We start from the raw sequence: 19,701 nt of genomic DNA on the forward strand, positions 1-19,701 counted from the left end.
AGATTCCGGCGTAATTCACGCCGATACATCCGATTATTCAAGGCGATACACCCGCTCCGCGGTGCCGCCGAGTACCGCGTCGCGCTCGGCGGGATCGAGCTCGTCGAGGCATTCGCGCATGACGCGCCAGGTGGGCTGATAGCCCCCGTACGGCACCGTCATCGGCCAGTCGCCACCGTACATCACCCGTTCCGGCGTGAATCGCTCGATCGCCAGTTCCCAGAGCGGTCGCACCGTGGCGGCCTCGAACGGCACGCCGGGCAGGTGGAGTCCCGAGAACTTCACGACCGTGTTCGGCAGTGCCGCGACCGCGGTGAACTCGCGCGCCCACGCCGCGAAGTCGTCGCCGCCGACGGGCGGCTTGGCGAGGTGGTCGATCACGACCGTCAGCTCGGGCAGCGCCTCGGCGAGCCGCCGCGCGGCACCGAGGTGGCGCGGCCACGCGTCGGGGACGTCGAAGGCGAGGCCCCGCGCCGCGACCTCGGCGAGCGAGGCGCGAACGGCCGCCAGCTCGAGGAACTCGTCGCGCGGATCGTCGTGGACGAGGTGGCGGATGCCGCGGAACCGACGTTCGCCCGCGAGCGCGTCGAGCGCGGCGAGCGCCGCCGTCGTCTCGTCGAGCGGCACCCAGCCGACGACGCCGAGCACCCAGTCGTGCGCCCTGGCGACGTCGAGCATGTACCGGGTGTCGGTCGCGGAGTCCTCGGCCTGCACGAGGATCGCCCCGTCGATGCCGGCCGCGTCGAGCTCTGCGCGCGCCTGCTCGGGGCCGAAGTCGGCGTGGAGCGGCCCGAGCTCGGGAGTGATCCAGCGGTACTCGCTCACCTCGCGGTCCCAGAGGTGGAGGTGCGCGTCGATCGTGCGGGGCCGGCCGGTCACGGGAGGAGCCCCTGTTCGGCGAGCCTCGCCCAGAACGCCGCGGGCAGCGGCTCGGCCATGCGGGCGAGGTTCTGCTCGACGCTCGCCGCGCGGGCCGAGCCCACGGCGACCGACCGCACCGCGGGGTGCCGGAGCGGGTACTGGATCGCGGCGACTGGGAGCTCGACGCCCTCGGCCGCGCACGCCTCGGCGAGGCTCCGGGCGCGGGCGAGCACGTCCGCCGGCACCGCTGCATAGTCGTAGCGCGCCCCCGCGTCGGGCGAGGCGGTCGCGAGCAGGCCCGAGTTGAACACCCCGACCGCGACGACGCCGACGCCCCGCTCCTCGCACAACGGCAGCAGTTCGTCGAGCGCCGGCTGCTCGAGGAGGGTGTAGCGGCCCGCGATCATGACGAGGTCGAGGTCGCCCTCACGGACGGCGCGCGCCGCGGCATCCGCGCTGTTCGTGCCGATGCCGATGGCGCCGACGACGCCCTCGTCGCGGAGCTTCGCGAGCGCGGGGAGCCCCTCGGCGAGACCCCGGTCGAGGTCGTACGCGTCGGGGTCGTGGAGGTAGGCGATGTCGACGCGGTCGAGGCCGAGCCGCTCGAGCGAGTCCTCGAGGCTCCGGCGCACGCCGGCCTCGCTCGGGTCGAAGCGGCGCACGAAGCGGTTCGGCACCGCGTACTCGAAGGCGAGGTCGTCTCCGCCCGAGAAGTCGGGGTTCGGCTCGAGGACCCGGCCGACCTTGGTCGACACGAGGAACTCGTCGCGGGGACGGGTGCGGAGGAACTCGCCGAGGCGTCGCTCGGAGAGCCCGAGCCCGTAGTGGGGCGCGGTGTCGTAGTAGCGGATGCCTCCGGCCCATGCCGCAGCGAGCGCGGCCTCGGCGTCGGCATCCGAGACCTCGCGGTAGAGGTTGCCGATGGAGGCGGCGCCGAAGCCGAGCCGGCCGAGTTCGGCCGACCCGAAGGAGCGTGCGTCAGCGCTCACGCGGGCACCTCGGTCACGTGCGCGCCGCGCCAGGTGTAGCGGTCGATCGAGGCCTCGTGCATCTCGGTGCCTGCCCCGGGCGCGGTCGGCGTGACGTAGCGCCCGCGCTCGACGACCGCCGGGGTGACGAAGTGCTCGTGGAGATGGTCGACGAACTCGATCATGCGTCCGTCCATCGTGCCCGAGAGGGCGACGAAGTCGAACATCGAGAGGTGCTGCACCGCCTCGCAGAGGCCGACGCCGCCCGCGTGGGGGCAGACGGGCACGCCGTACTTGGCGGCGAGCAGCAGGTTCGCGAGGTTCTCGTTGACACCGCCGACGCGTGCGGCGTCGATCTGCATGACCGCCATGCCGCCGGCCTGCAGGAGCTGCTTGAACACGATGCGATTCTGCACGTGCTCGCCGGTCGCGACGCGCACGGGTGCGACGCCGCGCGCGATGGCCGCGTGGCCGAGGATGTCATCGGGGCTCGTCGGCTCCTCGATCCAGGCGAGGTCGAACCCGGCGAGCGCACGCACCCACTCGATCGCCTCGTCGACGCCCCAGCGCTGGTTCGCGTCGATCGCGATCGGGAAGCCCGCACCGACGGCCGCCCGGGCGATGCCGAGCCGGCGCACGTCGTCGTCGAGCGAGGCGCCCACCTTGAGCTTGATCTGCGGGTAGCCGTCGGCGACGGCCTCGCGGCAGAGCCGATCGAGCTTCTCGTCGGAGTAGCCGAGCCAGCCCGGCGTCGTCGTGTACGCGGGGTAGCCGACCTCGAGCAGCTTCGCGGTGCGCTCGGCGCGGCCCGGCTCTGCGGCACGGAAGAGCTCGAGCGCCTCGGCCGGGGTCACGGCGTCGGAGATGTAGCGGAAGTCGACGAGCGAGACGAGCTCTTCGGGGCTGAGCCGCGAGAGCAGCTGCCAGAGCGGCAGCCCGGCGCGCTTGGCCTTGAGGTCCCACAGCGCATTGAGCGCCGCGCCGATCGCCATGTGCATGACGCCCTTCTCGGGGCCGAGCCAGCGCAGCTGCGAGTCGTGCGCGAGCAGGCGCCACGCCCCGCCCATGTCGCCCAGGAGCTCCTCGACGTCGCGGCCGACGAGGTGCGCGCGCAGCGCGTCGAGTGCGGCGACCTGCACGTCGTTGCCACGGCCGATGGTGAACACGAAGGCGTGACCGGCGAGTCCGTCGGCGGCGTCGGTGCGGATCACGAGGTACGCCGCCGAGTAGTCGGGGTCGGGGTTCATCGCATCCGACCCGTCGAGTTCGAGGGAGGTCGGGAACCGGATGTCCCGGGTATCAACGCTGACGATCGTGCTCATGACGTCCTTTCGTGGGGCGTGATGAGCATAAACATCGGATGTCTCGACTGTCAACCACCGATATATGTGCAAGAATCTCCCTGAATCCGGCCTGCTCCCCGTGGATACTTCAGATGTTCACGCAGTGCCGTGAGCGGAAGGACCAGCGATGAGATTCGCCAGGCTCGGCGATCCCGGCTCCGAGATCCCCGTCCTCCTCGACGGAGCCCGCACCCTCGACCTCCGAGGCGTGACCCGCGACATCGACGCGGAGTTCCTCGGCGACGACGGCTGGGAGCGGGCGCGCGCGGCCCTCGAGGCCGGCACGCTCCCCGAGCTGCCCGGGAGCGGGGAACTGCGGATCGGCGCCCCCATCGCACGCCCCGGCGCCGTCTACTGCATCGGCATGAACTACGCCGCGCACGCCGCCGAGTCGGGGTCGGCACCGCCCGAGCACCTCGTGATGTTCATGAAGTCGCCCAACACGGTGATCGGCCCGAACGACGACGTCACGATCCCCCACGGCAGCACCAAGACCGACTGGGAGGTCGAGCTCGGCATCGTGATCGGCCGCCGTGCGAGCGCGCTCGCCTCCCCCGCGGACGCCCGCTCGCACATCGCCGGCTTCGTCACCGCCAACGACCTCTCGGAGCGCGACTGGCAGCTCGCGGTGTCGGGCGGCCAATGGTCGAAGGGCAAGAGCGCACCGGGCTTCTGCCCCACCGGGCCCTGGCTCGCGACGCCCGACGAGCTCGACGCCGACGACGTGCGCCTGCGCAGCTTCGTCAACGGCGAGCCCCGCCAGGACTCGCGCACCGCCGACCTCATCTTCGGCATCGACACGATCGTCTGGCAGCTGAGCCAGTACCTCGCCCTCGACCCCGGCGACCTCGTGCTCACGGGCACCCCCGAGGGCGTCGCCCTCTCGGGCCGCTTCCCCTACCTCGGCGCCGGCGACGTCGTCGAGATCGAGATCGACGGGCTCGGCCGCCAGCGCCAGCGCTACGTCGACGCCTGACCCCACGAACGAGAGGAACACCATGAGCCAGGACCCCAGCGGAACCGCCGAGTTCGACGGGCTCGTCGCCGTCGTCACGGGCGGGGCGTCGGGCATCGGTGCCGCGATCGCCGCGCGGCTCCGCCGCGGCGGAGCCCGCGTCGCCGTCTTCGACCTCACGCCGGACTCGGCACCGCACGCCGACCTGGCCGTGGCCGTCGACATCGCCGACGACGCGAGCGTCCGCGCAGGCGTCGAGCGCGTCGTCGCGGAGTTCGGCCGGCTCGACATCGTCGTGAACAACGCCGGCATCGGCGCGCAGGGCGACATCTCCGCGAACGACGACGACGAGTGGCGCCGCGTGCTCGACGTCAACGTGCTCGGCACCGTGCGCGTGGCGCGGGCCGCGCTGCCGCACCTGCGGGTCTCCCCCGCCGCCGCGATCGTGAACACCTCCTCGATCGCCGCGACGGCGGGCCTGCCCCAGCGTGCCCTCTACAGCGCGAGCAAGGGCGCGATCTCGGCCCTGACGCGGGCGATGGCCGCCGATCACCTGCGCGAGGGCATCCGCGTGAACGCCGTGAACCCCGGCACCGCCGACACCCCCTGGGTCGGACGGCTGCTCGACTCGGCCGACGACCCGGCCGCCGAGCGCGCCGCGCTCGAGGCACGCCAGCCGCACGGTCGCCTCGTCGATCCCGACGAGGTCGCCGGCGCCGTCGCCTACCTCGCGAGCCCGGCCTCCGGGTCGACGACGGGCGTCTCGCTCGCGGTCGACGGCGGAATGCAGGAGCTTCGGCTGCGCCCGGCCTGAGCCGGCCCTCCACCGCGCTCCGGAGCCCGGCCCGGCCAGGGGCCCCCGCTCCGGAGCGGCCCGCGAGGCGAGATCCTTTCGCCTGATGGAATTCAACTGTCGCCATCGTGGAAGGTCGGGGCCGTCGAGTTGTACATCTCGACAAACGATCGCGGCCGGTCGAGCGATAGCGTGGTGAGGTGAAGTTCGCGCACCTGAGAGCCGAAGGCCAATCAACCCCTCGACTCGCGGTGGTCGTCGCTGAAGCAGCGCTCTTCCTCGACGAGATCATGCCCATCGCCCCGCGCGACCTCCAGGACCTCATCGAGCAGGGCGACGACGGGCTCGCCGCCGTGCGCGAGGCCGTCGACGTCGCGCTCGCCGCCGGCGCCGAACTCACCCCGGTCTCCGAGCTCCGCCACTCCTCCGCGGTGCTGCGCCCCGCGCAGGTCATCGCGATCGGCGCGAACTACGCGGCGCACGCCTCCGAGCTGAAGCTCCGCTCCGAGACGGCGATGACGATCTTCTCGCTCTGGCCGAACTCGCTCGCCGGTCACGGTGCGACGACCACGTGGGTGGGCGACCTGGCGACCCAGGTCGACTACGAGGCCGAACTCGGCGTCATCATCGGCAAGCCGGCGCGCGGCGTGCACGCCCGCGACGCCCTCGACCACGTGTGGGGCTACACCGTGGTCAACGACATCACCGCCCGTGACATCCAGTTCAGCGAAGCGCAGTGGTCGCGCTGCAAGTCGTTCGACGGCTTCACCCCGACCGGCCCCGTCGTCGTCACCGCCGACGAGATCGCCGACCCGCAGGACCTCTGGCTCACCACCAACCTCGACGGCCGCATCCTCCAGGACGCGTCGACCAACGAGATGGTGCGCAGCGTCGCCGACATCATCGAGTATCTGTCGCGCTCCGCGACCGTGCCCGCCGGCACCCTCATCTCGACCGGCAGCCCCGGCGGCGCGGGCTACTCCCGCAACCCGCAGGTCTTCCTCCGCGACGGCTCGACGGTCACCGTCACGATCGAGGGCATCGGCTCGCTCACCACGCACTGCCGCGTCATCTGAGCCCGGGCGCCGCCGCACCCCGGGGCGCCGCGCACGCGGCACCCCGAGGCATCCGCCCGACTACTCGTGCGGTTCGGCCTGCAGCTGCTGCACCGGGATCACCGTGGTGATCGGCCGGATGCCCGACAGCTTCGAGGGCTGGAGCTGCGCCATGACGTCCTCGCGGCTCATGAGCCCCGCCTCGACCACGAGGTCGGCGACCGGCCGTCCGGTCGCGAGCGCGAGCTTCGCGAGCTTCGCCGCCTCGGTGTACCCGATGAACGGGATGAGCGCCGTGATCACGCCGACGCTCGACGCGACCTGCTGCTCGAGGTGCTCGACGTTCGCGGTGATGCCGTCGACGCAGTTGACGCGGAGGGTCCAGCAGGCCTGACGCATCCACGTGATGGACTGCAGGAGCGAGTGCGCGATGACCGGCTCGAAGGCGTTGAGCTGCAGCTGCCCGCTCTCGGCCGCCATCATGACGGTCACGTCGGCGCCCGCGACGGCGTAGGCGACCTGGCTGACCGCCTCGGGGATGACCGGGTTGACCTTGCCCGGCATGATCGAGGAGCCCGCCTGCTTGGGCGGCAGGTTGATCTCGCCGAGACCCGCCTGCGGGCCCGACGAGAGCAGACGCAGGTCGTTGCAGATCTTCGACAGCTTGATCGCACTGCGCTTGAGCGCGCTCGAGAACGTCATGAACACGCCCGTGTCGCTCGTCGCCTCGATGAGGTCGGGTGCGGTCTCGAGGCGCAACTCGGTGATGCTGCTGAGGTGCCGCACGACGGATGCCGCGTAGCCCGGGTCGGCCGTGATGCCGGTGCCGATCGCGGTCGCCCCGAGGTTCACCTCGCCGAGGAGCTTGATCGTCTCGCGGAGACGGTCGATGTCCTCGCCGAGGGTCGTCGCGTAGCCGTGGAACTCCTGGCCGAGGGTCATCGGCACCGCGTCCTGCAGCTGGGTGCGGCCGACCTTCAGGATCTCGTGGAACTCGCGCCCCTTCTTGCTGAACGCGATGCGCAGCAGGTCGAGCTCGACGAGCATCGTGCGCAGCGAGAACGCCATCGCGACCTTCACCGCGGTCGGGTACGTGTCGTTCGTCGACTGGCTGCGGTTCACGTCGTCGATCGGGTGGATGACGTCGTAGCGGCCCTTCGGGTAGCCCGCGATCTCGAGCGAGAGGTTCGCGATGACCTCGTTCGCGTTCATGTTCGTCGAGGTGCCCGCGCCGCCCTGGATGACGCCGACGATGAACTGGTCGTGCAGTTCGCCGTCGATGATGCGCTGGCACGCCTCGTCGATCCATGCGGCCTTCTGCGGGGTGAGCACGCCGACCTCGCGATTCGCGCGGGCCGCGGCCTGCTTCACCGAGGCGAGCGCCACGACGAGTTCGGGGTAGACCGAGATGGGTCGCTTCGAGATCGGGAAGTTCTCGAGCGCCCGCTTCGTGTGCACACCCCAATAGGCGTCGGCCGGCACCTCCACCGAACCGAGTGAATCGGTCTCCGTCCGGGTCGCTTCGATGAGCTCGGGCTCCTGCATGTCGTCCTCCACGGGGCCGTGCGGACGCATCGTGTCTTGACGCGTCCGGAGCCGGCTCCATCGCCTGTTTCGCGCGGGATCGCCGCGCAATCGTCACCTCGAGCCTACCGCCCGAGGTGCGGCCCGGCCGGGTCGCGGCACGGCCGCTGCGTCCGGAGCCTGGGCGCCGACGGGACGTACTGCACGGAGTCAGGCAGACGGAACGGCGGCGGAGCGCCCCCACGCTCACACCGCCGCCCGGTTCTCTCGCGCGCGCTACTTGGCGGCGCTGCCCTCGTCGACGCCGTCGGCCGCGAGCAGTTCGCTCTCGACCGTGCCGCCGTAGCCCTCGGCCTGCGGGTCGCCGTGGAGGCCGCCCGAGACCGCGTACTCCTCCTCGGGCGAGAGCACGAGCCGGTGCCGGCCCCAGACGGCGAAGATCGCGAGCATCACCGCGTAGACCACCGCGATCGCGATGATCGCCGGCACGAAGGTCGGGTTGAGGAGGAACCCGATGAAGATGAGCGCCGCGATGATCGCCGCGACGACCGCGCCCGGCACGCCCCACGGGCTGCGGTAGGGGCGCTTCGCGTTCGGGTACTTCCTGCGGAGGATGACGAACGCGACCATCTGCAGGAGGTAGGCGAGCACGGCGCCCCAGACGGCGATGTTCAGCACGATCGCGCCTGCGACCTCGCCCGCGCCCTCCGCATCGACCTGCGCGAGCACGCCGAGCACGAGGAGCGCGACGAAGCCGATCAGGGCGCCCGCGACGAGCGCGACCCACGGCGTCTGGCGTTTGCCCGTCAGCGAGAGGAACTTCGGGTAGTACCCGGCACGCGAGAGCGAGTACATGTTGCGCCCGTAGGCGAACATGATGCCCTGGAGCGAGGCGAGCAGACCGATGAGCGCGAACAGCGCCAGGACGGCGGCGAGCTCGTCGCCGACGATGGCGCGGAAGCCGTCGAGGAGCGGCTCGCCCGCCGTGCCCGTCGCCTCGGCGCCGACGACGCCCGTGTTGAGGAACAGCACGAGGAGGCCGGTGACGATGAGCGTCGCACGGGCGATGAGGCCGGCCCGCGGGATGTCGCGGACGGGGTCGTGCGACTCCTCGGCCGCGAGCGGCAGCTCCTCGATGCCGAGGAAGAACCACATCGCGAACGGCAGGGCGAAGAGGATCGGCAGCACGCCGTGCGGGAGGAACGCCGTCTGACCGGGGTCGGGGGCGATGTCGAAGAGCTTGTCCCACGAGAACTGGCCCGAGAAGATCGCCATCGCGCTGAACACGAGGAGGATCGCGATCGAGATGATCGAGACGACGATGGCGAACTTGAAGGAGATGTTGGCGCCTGCCGCGTTGATGCCGATGAAGACGACGTAGAGGATGAGCCACCACACCCACTGCGGCATCGAGAAGCCGAGCAGCTCGCTCGTGATCGCGTCGGCGTAGGAGGCCGAGAAGAAGACGATGACGGCGGTCGTCGCGACGTACTCGATCGTCTCGGCGAGGCCCGTCACGAAGCCGCCCCACGGGCCCATCGCGGCACGCGAGAACGAGTAGGCGCCGCCGGTGTGCGGCATCGCCGAGCTCATCTCCCCGATCGAGAAGATGAGGCCGTAGTACATGACCACGAGGATCGCGAAGGCGATCACCATGCCGCCGAAGCCGGCGAAGTCGATGCCGAAGTTCCACCCCGAGAAGTCGCCCGAGATGACGGCCGCGACGGCGAGACCCCAGAGGCCCCACACCCCGGCGGTGCGGGTGAGCTTGCGTTTCTCGAAGTATCCCGAGTCCGCGGTCGTGTACTTCACGCCCGAGACCTTCAGGGTGTCTTTCGCCATCACTGGGCTCCCTTGCTCTCATCGCGCACGCAGGGGGCGGGCGCGGGATGCGATGCGTTGGTGAGGAATCTACGACCCGCAATGGTCGCTTGTACAGACCTTTTTCGGGTGACGTTCGCGAACAGCCGACGGGAATCCGGATGAAACGTGGTTCGAGTCGGTGAGTCACTGTGGTGTAATGGTCGGCACAAGCGACCATTCATCGACTCGACGAGGAGACCGCGAATGACGGCACCGACCGGATACCTCAGCCTCGACCAGCTGCGCGACGCGATCGGCGAGGGCGCGATCGACACCGTCATCGTCGCCTTCACCGACATGCAGGGCCGGCTCGTCGGCAAACGGGTCTCCGCGAGGCTCTTCCTCGAGGATGTCGCGGCGCACGGCGCCGAGGCGTGCAACTACCTGCTCGCGGTCGACGTCGAGATGAACACCGTCGACGGCTACGCGATGTCGAGCTGGGAGCGCGGCTACGGCGACATGGTGCTCGCCCCCGACTTCACGACGCTGCGCGCCGCTCCCTGGCTCGAGGCGACCGCGCTCGTCACCGCCGACCTGCGCTGGCTCGACGGCGCGCCCGTCGAGGCCTCGCCCCGTCGCATCCTGCAGCGCCAGCTCGAACGCCTCGCCGAACGCGGGCTGACCGCGTTCGTCGGCACCGAGCTCGAGTTCATCGTCTTCGACGACGGCTACCGCGAGGCGTGGCGCAAGGGCTACCGCGACCTCACCCCCGCGAGCGACTACAACATCGACTACGCGCTCCTCGCCTCGACCCGCATGGAGCCGCTGCTGCGCGACATCCGCAACTCGATGGACGCCGCCGGCATGTACTGCGAGGGCGTGAAGGGCGAGTGCAACCTCGGCCAGCAGGAGATCGCGTTCCGCTACACCGACGCGCTCGGCACCTGCGACAACCACTCGATCTACAAGAACGCCGCGAAGGAGATCGCCGACAAGCACGGCAAGTCGCTCACCTTCATGGCGAAGTTCAACGAGCGCGAGGGCAACAGCTGCCACATCCACATCAGCCTGCGCGGCGAGGGCGGCGAGGCGGTCTTCGCCGACGCCGACGAACCGCACGGCATGTCGAAGCTGTTCCGCCACTTCCTCGCGGGGCAGCTCGCCGCGATGCGCGAGCTCACCCTCTTCTCGGCGCCGAACATCAACTCGTACAAGCGCTACGTCGCCGGCAGCTTCGCCCCGACCGCGATCGCCTGGGGCCTCGACAACCGCACCTGCGCGCTGCGGGTCGTCGGCCACGGCCACGGCATGCGCGTCGAGAACCGGGTGCCCGGCGGCGACGTCAACCAGTACCTGGCCGTCGCCGCCCTCATCGCGGCCGGCCTCCACGGCATCGAGAACGAGCTCGAGCCCGAGGCGCTGTTCGAGGGCAACGCGTACGAGAGCGACGTGGCGCGGGTGCCCGCGACGTTGCGCGACGCCGCCGAGCTGTTCGCCGGTTCGACCGTCGCGCTCGAGGCCTTCGGCGAGGAGGTCGTCGCGCACTACCTCAACAACGCGCGCGTCGAGCAGGCGGCCTACGACGCGGCCATCACCGACTGGGAGCGGGTCCGTGGCTTCGAACGACTCTGAGCGGCTCCCCGACGACGTCCGGCGGGCCTCGGACGACGCCGGGCACGTGGCATCCGCCCCGATCATCGGCGTGACCACCTACCTCGAGCAGGCGCAGACCGGGGTGTGGGACGTGCCCGCCTCCTTCCTGCCGAAGGTGTACCTCGACGCCGTGACCGACGCGGGCGGCATCGCCGTGCTGCTGCCGCCGCAGCCCACCACGCCCGAGATCGCCCGACGCGTGCTCGCGAGCCTCGACGGACTCATCGTCGCGGGCGGCGCCGACGTCGACCCCGCCCGCTACGGGCAGGCCGCGCACCCGCGCACCGGGGCGCCGCGCCGCGACCGCGACGAGTGGGAGGATGCGCTGCTCACCGCCGCGATCGAGACCGAGCTGCCCTTCCTCGGCATCTGCCGCGGCGCGCAGATGCTCAACGTCGCCCTCGGCGGCACCCTCGTGCAGCACCTGCCCGACGTCGTCGGCAACGAGGCGTACCAGCCTGCGCCCGCCGTCTTCGGCGAGACGACCGTTGCCGTCGAACCGGGGTCGCTCCTCGAGGCGACGCTCGGAGGGGCGCACGACGAGCTGCCCGTGCACGTCTACCACCACCAGGCCCTCGACCGGCTCGCCCCCGGCCTCACCGTCACCGCCCGCACCGGCGACGGCGTCATCGAGGCCGTCGAGCTCGCCCGAGTGCCGTTCGGGCTCGGCGTGCAGTGGCATCCCGAGGAGAACGCGGCCGACCGGCGACTGTTCGCCGGACTCGTCGACGCCGCCCGCGACCACCGTCTGAGAAGGACCGGAGCATGACCCACACCATCGTGAACCCCGCCGACGGGCTGCCCGTCACGACCGTCGCCGCAGCGACGGTCGACGAGACCGACGTCGCGATCGCCCGCGCCGCGCACGCGCAGCGCGGCTGGGCGGCCCTCGCCCCGGCCGACCGCGCCCGCGCGCTGCGACGCTTCGCCGACGCCGTGGATGGCGCGGTCGAGGAGCTCGCGGCGCTCGAGGTGCAGAACTCGGGGCACCCGATCTCGCAGGCCCGCTGGGAGGCGGCGCACGTGCGCGACGTGCTCGAGTACTACTCGGCCGCGCCCGAGCGGCTCTTCGGCCGGCAGATCCCCGTCGCGGGCGGCCTCGACACGACCTTCCACGAGCCGCTCGGCGTCGTCGGCGTGATCACCCCGTGGAACTTCCCGATGACGATCGCCGCGTGGGGCTTCGCCCCCGCCCTCGCCGCCGGCAACGCGGTGGTGCTGAAGCCCGCCGAGTGGACCCCGCTCACGAGCCTCCGCCTCGCCGAGCTCGGCCTCGAGTCGGGGCTGCCCGAGGGGCTCTTCCAGGTGATCCCGGGGCGCGGCTCCGTCGTCGGCGAGCGCTTCGTCACCAACGAGACCGTGCGCAAGGTCGTCTTCACCGGTTCGACCGAGGTCGGCAAGCGCATCATGGCGGGCTGCGCCGAGCAGGTGAAGCGCGTCACCCTCGAACTCGGCGGCAAGAGCGCGAACATCGTGTTCGCCGACGCGGACCTCGAGAAGGCCGCCGCGACCGCACCGTACGGCGTGTTCGAGAACGCCGGGCAGGACTGCTGCGCGCGCAGCCGGATCCTCGTCGAGCGGAGCGTCTACGAGCGCTTCATGGAGCTCCTCGAACCCGCCGTGCAGGGGGTGAGGGTCGGCGACCCGGCCGACGAGTCGACCGAGATGGGCCCGCTCGTCGCCGCCGCCCACCTCGAGCGGGTGCGTTCCTTCGTGCCCGACGACACGGACGTCGCCTTCCGCGGCAGCGCGCCCGGCGGCGCAGGGTTCTGGTTCCCGCCGACGGTGCTCACGCCCGCCCGCGACGCGCGCACCGCCCGCGAGGAGATCTTCGGCCCCGTCGTCTCGGTGTTCCCCTTCGACGACGAGGCCGACGCGATCGGCTTCGCGAACGCGAGCGAGTACGGCCTCTCGGGCTCGATCTGGACCCGCGACCTCAGCCGCGGCATCCGGGTGTCGCGGGCCGTCGAGTCGGGCAACCTCTCCGTGAACTCGCACTCCTCGGTGCGGTACACGACCCCGTTCGGCGGGTTCAAGCAGTCGGGCCTCGGCCGTGAGCTCGGCCCCGACGCCCCCCTCGCCTTCACCGAGACCAAGAACGTCTTCATCGCCGTCGACCCCTCGCCGGTCGAGTAGCGCAACGTATCGAGACCCGGACCCATCACCGAAGGAGCAGACATGCCAGAACTCCCCCGCATCGACCTCACCCAGCGTCTCGCCGGCCGCGTCGCCGTCATCACCGGCGGCGCCTCGGGCATCGGCCTCGCGACCGCGAAGCGCCTCGCCGCCGAGGGCGCCACCGTCGTCATCGGCGACATGGATGCCACGGCGGGCCCCGCCGCAGCCGAACTCGTCGGCGGACTCTTCGTGCCCGTCGACGTCACCGACGAGGCCCAGGTGAACCACCTCTTCGACGAGGCCGCCCGGGTGTACGGCTCGGTCGACATCGCCTTCAACAACGCCGGCATCTCGCCGCCCGACGACGACTCGATCGAGACGACCGAGCTGCCCGCCTGGCAGAAGGTGCAGGACGTCAACCTGAAGTCGGTCTACCTGTGCTCGCGCGCGGCGCTGCGGCACATGGTCGCGCAGGGTCGCGGATCGATCATCAACACGGCCTCGTTCGTCGCCGTGCTCGGCTCGGCGACCTCGCAGATCTCGTACACGGCCTCGAAGGGCGGCGTGCTCGCGATGAGCCGCGAGCTCGGCGTGCAGTTCGCCCGCCAGGGCGTGCGCGTGAACGCCCTGTGCCCGGGCCCCGTGAACACGCCCCTCCTGCAGGAGCTCTTCGCGAAGGACCCCGAGCGGGCGCAGCGCCGCCTCGTGCACATCCCCGTCGGGCGTTTCGCCGAACCCGAGGAGCTCGCCGCCGCGGTCGCGTTCCTCGCGAGCGACGACGCCTCGTTCATCACCGGCTCGACGTTCCTCGTCGACGGCGGCATCAGCTCGGCGTACGTCACCCCGCTCTAGGCTGAACCCATGAGCGAGACGGCGGGCGGAACGTCGGCACCGATGCAGTCGGTGCCGACGACGCCCGCCGACCCCGCGCCCGGCCCCGCCGCAGCGCCCGGCTCGGCCCCCGGCGAGGTGCTGCCGGCGGGTCTGCTGCTCACGCCAGCGCGCCCCGCGAACGCCTTCGAGGAGACGGTGCAGCGCCTGCTGCAGTCGATCAGGCTCGGCCTCATCGGCCCCGGCGAGCGGCTGCCGGCCGAGCGCGAGCTCGCCGCGATGCTCGAGGTGAGCCGCGACACGCTCCGCGAGGCGATCGGCTCGCTCGTCGACGCCGGCTGGGTGGTGTCCCGTCGCGGGCGATACGGCGGCACCTTCGTCTGCGAGGTGCTGCCGACGCCGGCCGCGGCGTCCGACGCCGCCCCCATCGACGACGAGGCCCGCGCCCACCTCGAGGACACCCTCGCGCTGCGCGCCGTGATCGAGGTCGGCGTCGCGAGGCGGGCCGCCGAACGCGACCTCACCGCGACCGACCGCGAGCGGCTGTGGCAGGCGTACGAGGCGTGCTGCGGGGCATCCGACGACCAGTACCGGGTGGCCGACTCGCGACTGCACCTCGTGATCGCCGAGGTCCTCGGCGCTCCCGCCGTCATCCCGCTCGTCGCCGACGTGCGCATGCGGGTCAACGAACTGCTCGACGGCATCCCGCTGCTCGCGCCGAACATCTCGCACTCCGACGAGCAGCACCGGGCGATCGTCGAGGCGATCCTGCGCGGCAGCCCCGAGGAGGCCGCGACCGCGATGGCCGAGCATCTCGAGGGGACCGAGGCGCTGCTGCGCGGCTTCTTCGCCTGAGCCGCCGGCCGCCGGCTGCGGGCTGCCGGCCGCCGCTGCGCGCCGCCGGCTGCCGCTCAGATGAACGCGAACGGCAGCATCACGAGGCCGAAGACGGCAGCCGCGATACCGAAGAGCACGGCGCCCGCGAGCATGACCGAGTTGAGCACGATGCCCCAGATCGCCATCGTGCGCGCGGCCGGTTCGCGCTTCAGCGCCAGGATGCCGAGCACGAGGCCCGCGATCGGGACGACGAAGCTGTAGCCGGCGACGATCGAGACGATGCCGAGCACGAGGCTCGCGATGCTGAAACCGCGCGACTCGGCGACGGACGCGGCGGCGGGGTGCGGCTCCGCGAACGGCGCCTGGGTTGCGGTGTCGGTGACGGTGGTCATGAGTTGCTCCTGTCGGTGGTCGCCCGGTTCGTGGGCATGACTCCACGCTACGGTCGACGGGCTGCCGCCGACATGGGGCTATCCCCCCGGTACGATCTGATGGATCCCACCCCTCGACTCCCCCGAAACGGAGCAGCATGACTCTGCCCTGGACCCTCCACGGCGACGGCAAGAACGTCAACCCGGGCGAGGTCGTCGCCCCCGGCGAGCGCCTCAGCTGGCCCCGCACGATCGGTCTCGGCGCCCAGCACGTCGTCGCCATGTTCGGCGCGACCTTCCTGGTGCCGATCCTCACGGGATTCCCGCCCGCGACGACCCTGTTCTTCTCGGGCCTCGGCACGATCCTCTTCCTCGTGATCACGAAGAACCGTGTGCCGAGCTACCTCGGCTCCTCCTTCGCGTTCATCGCGCCCATCAGCGCGGCGATGGGGGCGAAGGGCATCGCCGACCCCATGGGCGCGGCGCTCTTCGGCATCGTCGTCGTCGGCGTGCTGCTCGCCCTCGTCGGCCTCCTCGTGCAGTGGGTCGGCACCCGGTGGATCGACGCGCTCATGCCTCCCGTCGTCGCGGGTGCGATCGTCGCGCTCATCGGCTTCAACCTGGCGCCGGCCGCGAAGAACAACTTCATGCTCGCCCCCCTGACCGCGCTCATCACGCTCTCCGCCGTGATCATCGCGAGCGTCGCGTTCCGCGGCATCCTCGGGCGCATGTCGATCCTCCTCGGCGTCGTGATCGGCTACGTCGCCGCAGCGATCCAGGGCGAGATCGACTTCACCCGCATCGAGGAGGCCGCGTGGATCGGCCTGCCGACCTTCCACCTGGCGTCGAACCCGTTCGCCGACTCGGCCGTGTGGGGCTTCCTCCCGGCGTTCCTGCCCGTCGTGCTGGTACTCATCGCCGAGAACGTCGGCCACATCAAGGGCGTCGCGCAGATGACCGACGCCTCCGTCAACAAGTCGACCGGCCGCGCGCTCTTCGCCGACGGCCTCGCCACGACCGTCGCCGGCCTCTTCGGCGGATCGGGCACGACCACCTACGGCGAGAACATCGGCGTCATGGCCGCGACGCGCGTCTACTCGACGGCCGCGTACTGGGTCGCCGGCATCGTCGCAGTGCTGCTCGGCCTCTCCCCCAAGTTCGGCGAGGTCATCAACACGATCCCGGCGGGCGTGCTCGGTGGCGTCACCACGGCGCTGTACGGCCTCATCGGCATCATCGGCGTCAAGATCTGGCTCGACAACAAGGTCGACTTCTCGAAGCCCGTGAACCAGTTCACGGCGGCCACGGCGCTCATCATCGGCATCGCCGACTTCACCTTCGCGATCGGCGGCGTCTCCTTCAACGGCATCGCCCTCGGCACGATCGCCGCCATCGTGATCTACCACGTCATGAACGGCATCGCGAAGGCGCGCGGCACCAGCTGACGCCTCCGAGGAACGACGGATGCCCCGGGCTGCATGCAGCCCGGGGCATCCGTCGTTCACGGGAGGATCAGACGAAGAGCGCCTCGATCGGTCCGCGTGCGAAGTACAGCACGAAGCCGGCGCCGACGATCCACAGGAGCGGGTGGATGGTCTTGGCCTTGCCGGACAGCGCGTTCACGACGATCCAGCTCACGAAGCCCGCGCCGATGCCGTTGGCGATCGAGTACGTCATCGGCATCACCGTGATGGTGAGGAACACCGGCAGCAGGACTCGGTAGTCGCTGAAGTCGATGTGCTTTATCTGCGAGAGCATCATCGCGCCGACGAGCACGAGGGCGGCACCGGCGATCGCTCCGGGAACGAGCGAGGTGAGCGGCGTGAAGAACATCGCGAGCAGGAACAGGCCGCCGGTGATGACCGTGGCGAAGCCCGTGCGTGCGCCCTCGCCGATGCCGGCGCCGGACTCGACGAACACCGTCGCGGACGACGACGAGGTGCCACCGCCGACGATCGCGCCGACGCCTTCGACGACGAGCGCCGACTTGATGCGGGGGAAGTCGCCCTTCTCGTCGGCGAGGTCGGCCTCCTTCGCGAGGCCGGTCATCGTGCCCATCGCGTCGAAGAAGTTCGAGAAGACGAGGGTGAAGACGATCATGACGAGCGCCAGGCCACCGACCTTGGAGAGATCGAAGCTGAAGTCGACGGCGCCGATGAGGCTGAGGTCCGGCAGGCTGACGATGCCGCCCGCGAAGCCGAAGTCGAGCCCGAAGGGCCAGATGAGGTTGATGATCGCGGCCAGCACCGTGCCGCCGACGAGGGCGATGAGGATCGCACCCTTCACGCGCAGGGCGATCAGGACGCCGCCCGCGAGGAGCGTGATGACGAAGAGCAGGGTGGGCAGCGTCGCGATCGAGCCGCCGACGCCGAGGTCGACCGGCGGCGACGGGTTGCCGGTGGCCGTGACGAAGCCCGCGTTCACGAAGCCGATGAACGCGATGAACAGTCCGATACCGACGGTGATCGCGAGCTTCAGCTGCACCGGGACGGCGTCGAAGATCATCTTCCGGAGCCCCGTGGCCGCCAGCAGCACGATGACGATTCCGTTGATCACGACGAGCGCCATCGCCTCGGGCCAGGTGACCGAGCCGACGACCGAGAACGCGATGAAGGCGTTGATGCCGAGACCGGCGGCGAACGCGAACGGCAGGCGGGTGACGACGCCGAAGAGCACCGTCATGACGCCCGCGGTCAGCGCGGTGGCCGCGGCGACCGCGGCGCCGTTCAGCGTGTTGCCGTCGACGTCGGGCGTCGACAGGATGATCGGGTTCAGGATGACGATGTAGGCCATCGTCACGAAGGTGACGATGCCGCCGCGCACCTCGGTGGCGTAGTTGGAGCCGCGTTTCGTGATCTCGAAGAAGCGGTCGACGGCGCCGGCGGGCTTCGTGTCGCGCGAATCGGTCGGGTCGGCCGGGTCGGTCGTCGGGGTGGTTGCAGTGGTCATCCGGGAACCTTCGATGAGGGACGCACGCGGGTCGTGCGACGGGTGGACTGTCGAATCTTGAGTTGGGGTGAGGGGATCGGGCGCGGCCCGCTCAGCCTGGCGGCGCGGAAGCGCTCAGCTGAAGAGCTTGATGATGTGGTCGCCGACGATGAGGTAGAGGCCGACGAGCACCGCGAGGCCGCTCACCGCGAAGCACACCCAGGCGCCGACGAACGCGGCGCGCTTCTGACCGTCGGTGAGGGGGTTCTTCTTCGCCGCCTTCTTCGCCCGCTTCTCGGCCTGCTTGATCTCGGCGGGCGTGAGGATCGTGATCGCGTCGGTGAACTCGGCGGGCGTCACGATGGGGGTGCGGCCCGACACGGTGAGCAGTCGCACGCCGAGCGAATAGGCCGACACCACGGTGACGGTGCCGATGAGCGCCGCGACGAACACGAGGAGGAACGCGAACCAGTCGATCACGACTTGACCTTCTTCTTCGGCTTGGGGTTGCGCTTGATCTTCACCGCACGACCCGAGTCGGCGACCTCGCTGACCACGTTGTGGTGCGAGATCTCGCTGCGACGCGACCACAGGAAGATGCCGACGATGACGCCGACGCCGACGACCGTGTCGATGATGATGCCGACGACGCCCATGTGGGCGACGAGCGCGGCGAGCGCGCCGACGGCGCCCGCGGCGGGGAGGGTGAGCAGCCAGCCGACGCCGATGCGGCCGGCGGTGCGCCAGCGCACCTTCGAGCCGCGGCGGCCGAGCCCCGAGCCGATGACCGAGCCCGACGCGACCTGCGTCGTCGAGAGCGCGAAGCCGACGTGGCTCGACGCGAGGATCGTCGCGGCGGTCGCGGTCTCGGCGGCGAAGCCCTGCGCGGGCTTCACGTCGGTGAGGCCGGTGCCGAGCGTCTTGATGATGCGCCAGCCGCCCATGTACGTGCCGAGGGCGATCGCGATGGCGCAGGTGACGATGACCCAGGGCTGCACGTCGCTGTCGGCCGTCTGGATGCCGGCCGCGACGAGGGTGAGCGTGATGACGCCCATCGTCTTCTGCGCGTCGTTCGTGCCGTGCGCGAGCGCGACGAGCGAGGAGGAGAAGATCTGCGCGTGGCGGAACCGGTCGCGGCCGTCGGGCTTGCCGTCGTAGCGGCGGGTGATCGCGTAGGCGAGCTTCGTCGCGGCGTAGGCGATGAGGCCCGCGGTGAGCGGGGCGAGCAGCGCCGGGAGGATCACCTTCGAGAGCAGGACGCCGAAGTCGATCGCGCCGACGCCGAAGCCCACGAGGGCGGCACCGATGAGGCCGCCGAAGAGGGCGTGGCTCGACGAGGAGGGCAGGCCGAGCAGCCAGGTGATCATGTTCCACACGATCGCGCCGATGAGGCCGGCGAAGATCAGCTCGGGGGTGATGAGCACTCCCCCGTCGCCCTCCTTGATGATGCCGCCGGAGATGGTCTTCGCCACCTCGGTCGAGAGGAACGCGCCGACGAGGTTCAGCAGTGCCGCGAGGGTGACCGCGGTCTTGGGCTTGAGGGCCCCGGTGGCGATCGGCGTCGCCATGGCGTTCGCCGTGTCGTGGAAGCCGTTCGTGAAATCGAAGAAGAGCGCCAGCGCGATGACCAGCACGACGATGAGGGTGAGATCCACCGGCGT

The 19,701-nt window shown here is 70.8% G+C and carries 18 protein-coding genes; 9 read left to right on the plus strand and 9 right to left on the minus strand.

The window, feature by feature from the left end:
• Positions 1 to 33: 33 nt before the first annotated feature.
• From ACFVTX_RS12775 to ACFVTX_RS12785, 3 genes are read right to left on the minus strand one after another with little or no spacing between them, the layout of a single operon-like run.
• Positions 34 to 879 (minus strand): amidohydrolase family protein, encoded by an 846-nt coding sequence (locus tag ACFVTX_RS12775; RefSeq protein ID WP_386900637.1) that lies wholly within the window; start codon positions 877 to 879, stop codon positions 34 to 36.
• Positions 876 to 1,850 carry an aldo/keto reductase gene (locus tag ACFVTX_RS12780; protein WP_386900638.1) on the minus strand — a complete coding sequence of 325 codons (975 nt, stop codon included), beginning with the start codon at positions 1,848 to 1,850 and terminating at the stop codon, positions 876 to 878. Before ACFVTX_RS12780 ends, ACFVTX_RS12775 begins: the two co-directional genes overlap by 4 nt.
• Complete coding sequence (locus ACFVTX_RS12785; RefSeq protein ID WP_386900640.1) at positions 1,847 to 3,151, minus strand: L-fuconate dehydratase; 1,305 nt, start codon at positions 3,149 to 3,151, stop codon at positions 1,847 to 1,849. The genes ACFVTX_RS12780 and ACFVTX_RS12785 overlap by 4 nt, the downstream gene beginning before the upstream one ends.
• A 148-nt stretch (positions 3,152 to 3,299) precedes the next feature.
• Between ACFVTX_RS12785 and ACFVTX_RS12790 the strand changes: the two genes are divergently transcribed.
• The 3 genes from ACFVTX_RS12790 (at position 3,300) to ACFVTX_RS12800 (ending at position 5,996) form a co-directional block, all read left to right on the plus strand.
• Positions 3,300 to 4,148 carry a fumarylacetoacetate hydrolase family protein gene (locus tag ACFVTX_RS12790; RefSeq protein ID WP_386900642.1) on the plus strand — a complete coding sequence of 283 codons (849 nt, stop codon included), beginning with the start codon at positions 3,300 to 3,302 and terminating at the stop codon, positions 4,146 to 4,148.
• A 22-nt stretch (positions 4,149 to 4,170) separates the two neighbouring features.
• Positions 4,171 to 4,941, plus strand: a complete 771-nt coding sequence (locus tag ACFVTX_RS12795; protein WP_386900644.1) for an SDR family NAD(P)-dependent oxidoreductase — start codon at positions 4,171 to 4,173, stop codon at positions 4,939 to 4,941.
• 179 nt (positions 4,942 to 5,120) lie between these two features.
• Positions 5,121 to 5,996, plus strand: a complete 876-nt coding sequence (locus ACFVTX_RS12800; protein WP_386900646.1) for a fumarylacetoacetate hydrolase family protein — start codon at positions 5,121 to 5,123, stop codon at positions 5,994 to 5,996.
• A gap of 60 nt (positions 5,997 to 6,056) precedes the next feature.
• On the opposite strand, the gene ACFVTX_RS12805 is transcribed toward ACFVTX_RS12800, so the two are convergent.
• Together ACFVTX_RS12805 and ACFVTX_RS12810 are read right to left on the minus strand one after the other, a co-directional pair.
• On the minus strand, positions 6,057 to 7,520 hold the full coding sequence (locus tag ACFVTX_RS12805) for an aspartate ammonia-lyase (RefSeq protein ID WP_386900648.1): 1,464 nt from the start codon (positions 7,518 to 7,520) through the stop codon (positions 6,057 to 6,059).
• Positions 7,521 to 7,775: 255 nt separating this feature from the next.
• Positions 7,776 to 9,341 carry an amino acid permease gene (locus ACFVTX_RS12810; protein ID WP_386900650.1) on the minus strand — a complete coding sequence of 522 codons (1,566 nt, stop codon included), beginning with the start codon at positions 9,339 to 9,341 and terminating at the stop codon, positions 7,776 to 7,778.
• A 225-nt stretch (positions 9,342 to 9,566) separates the two neighbouring features.
• On the opposite strand from ACFVTX_RS12810, the gene ACFVTX_RS12815 reads away from it, so the two are divergent.
• The 5 genes from ACFVTX_RS12815 to ACFVTX_RS12835 are packed head-to-tail and all read left to right on the plus strand — an operon-like array spanning position 9,567 to position 14,759.
• Entirely contained in the window at positions 9,567 to 10,934 is a 1,368-nt protein-coding gene (locus ACFVTX_RS12815; protein WP_386900652.1) for a glutamine synthetase family protein, read from the plus strand.
• Positions 10,915 to 11,724, plus strand: a complete 810-nt coding sequence (locus ACFVTX_RS12820; RefSeq protein WP_386900654.1) for a gamma-glutamyl-gamma-aminobutyrate hydrolase family protein — start codon at positions 10,915 to 10,917, stop codon at positions 11,722 to 11,724. Before ACFVTX_RS12815 ends, ACFVTX_RS12820 begins: the two co-directional genes overlap by 20 nt.
• Positions 11,721 to 13,091 carry an aldehyde dehydrogenase family protein gene (locus ACFVTX_RS12825; RefSeq protein ID WP_386900655.1) on the plus strand — a complete coding sequence of 457 codons (1,371 nt, stop codon included), beginning with the start codon at positions 11,721 to 11,723 and terminating at the stop codon, positions 13,089 to 13,091. Before ACFVTX_RS12820 ends, ACFVTX_RS12825 begins: the two co-directional genes overlap by 4 nt.
• A gap of 42 nt (positions 13,092 to 13,133) precedes the next feature.
• Entirely contained in the window at positions 13,134 to 13,925 is a 792-nt protein-coding gene (locus tag ACFVTX_RS12830; protein ID WP_386900657.1) for a 3-oxoacyl-ACP reductase, read from the plus strand.
• Between the two features lie 9 nt (positions 13,926 to 13,934).
• Positions 13,935 to 14,759, plus strand: coding sequence for a FadR/GntR family transcriptional regulator (locus tag ACFVTX_RS12835; protein WP_386900659.1), 825 nt, complete (start codon positions 13,935 to 13,937; stop codon positions 14,757 to 14,759).
• A 56-nt stretch (positions 14,760 to 14,815) separates the two neighbouring features.
• Here the strand turns inward: ACFVTX_RS12835 and ACFVTX_RS12840 are convergent, their stop codons facing one another.
• Positions 14,816 to 15,133, minus strand: a complete 318-nt coding sequence (locus tag ACFVTX_RS12840; protein ID WP_386900661.1) for a DUF4190 domain-containing protein — start codon at positions 15,131 to 15,133, stop codon at positions 14,816 to 14,818.
• Positions 15,134 to 15,270: 137 nt separating this feature from the next.
• On the opposite strand from ACFVTX_RS12840, the gene ACFVTX_RS12845 reads away from it, so the two are divergent.
• Positions 15,271 to 16,557, plus strand: coding sequence for a uracil-xanthine permease family protein (locus ACFVTX_RS12845; RefSeq protein WP_386900663.1), 1,287 nt, complete (start codon positions 15,271 to 15,273; stop codon positions 16,555 to 16,557).
• A 67-nt stretch (positions 16,558 to 16,624) separates the two neighbouring features.
• Here ACFVTX_RS12845 and ACFVTX_RS12850 read toward each other — a convergent pair whose 3' ends face one another.
• From ACFVTX_RS12850 to ACFVTX_RS12860, 3 genes are all read right to left on the minus strand, one after another.
• Positions 16,625 to 18,061 (minus strand): NCS2 family permease, encoded by a 1,437-nt coding sequence (locus ACFVTX_RS12850; RefSeq protein ID WP_386900665.1) that lies wholly within the window; start codon positions 18,059 to 18,061, stop codon positions 16,625 to 16,627.
• 114 nt (positions 18,062 to 18,175) lie between these two features.
• Positions 18,176 to 18,520, minus strand: coding sequence for a peptidase (locus ACFVTX_RS12855; RefSeq protein ID WP_386900667.1), 345 nt, complete (start codon positions 18,518 to 18,520; stop codon positions 18,176 to 18,178).
• On the minus strand, positions 18,517 to 19,695 hold the full coding sequence (locus ACFVTX_RS12860) for an anion permease (RefSeq protein WP_386900669.1): 1,179 nt from the start codon (positions 19,693 to 19,695) through the stop codon (positions 18,517 to 18,519). Before ACFVTX_RS12860 ends, ACFVTX_RS12855 begins: the two co-directional genes overlap by 4 nt.
• Positions 19,696 to 19,701: the final 6 nt, after the last annotated feature.

Origin of the sequence: Agromyces sp. NPDC058136 (assembly GCF_042884375.1) — a bacterium.
GTDB lineage: Bacteria > Actinomycetota > Actinomycetes > Actinomycetales > Microbacteriaceae > Agromyces.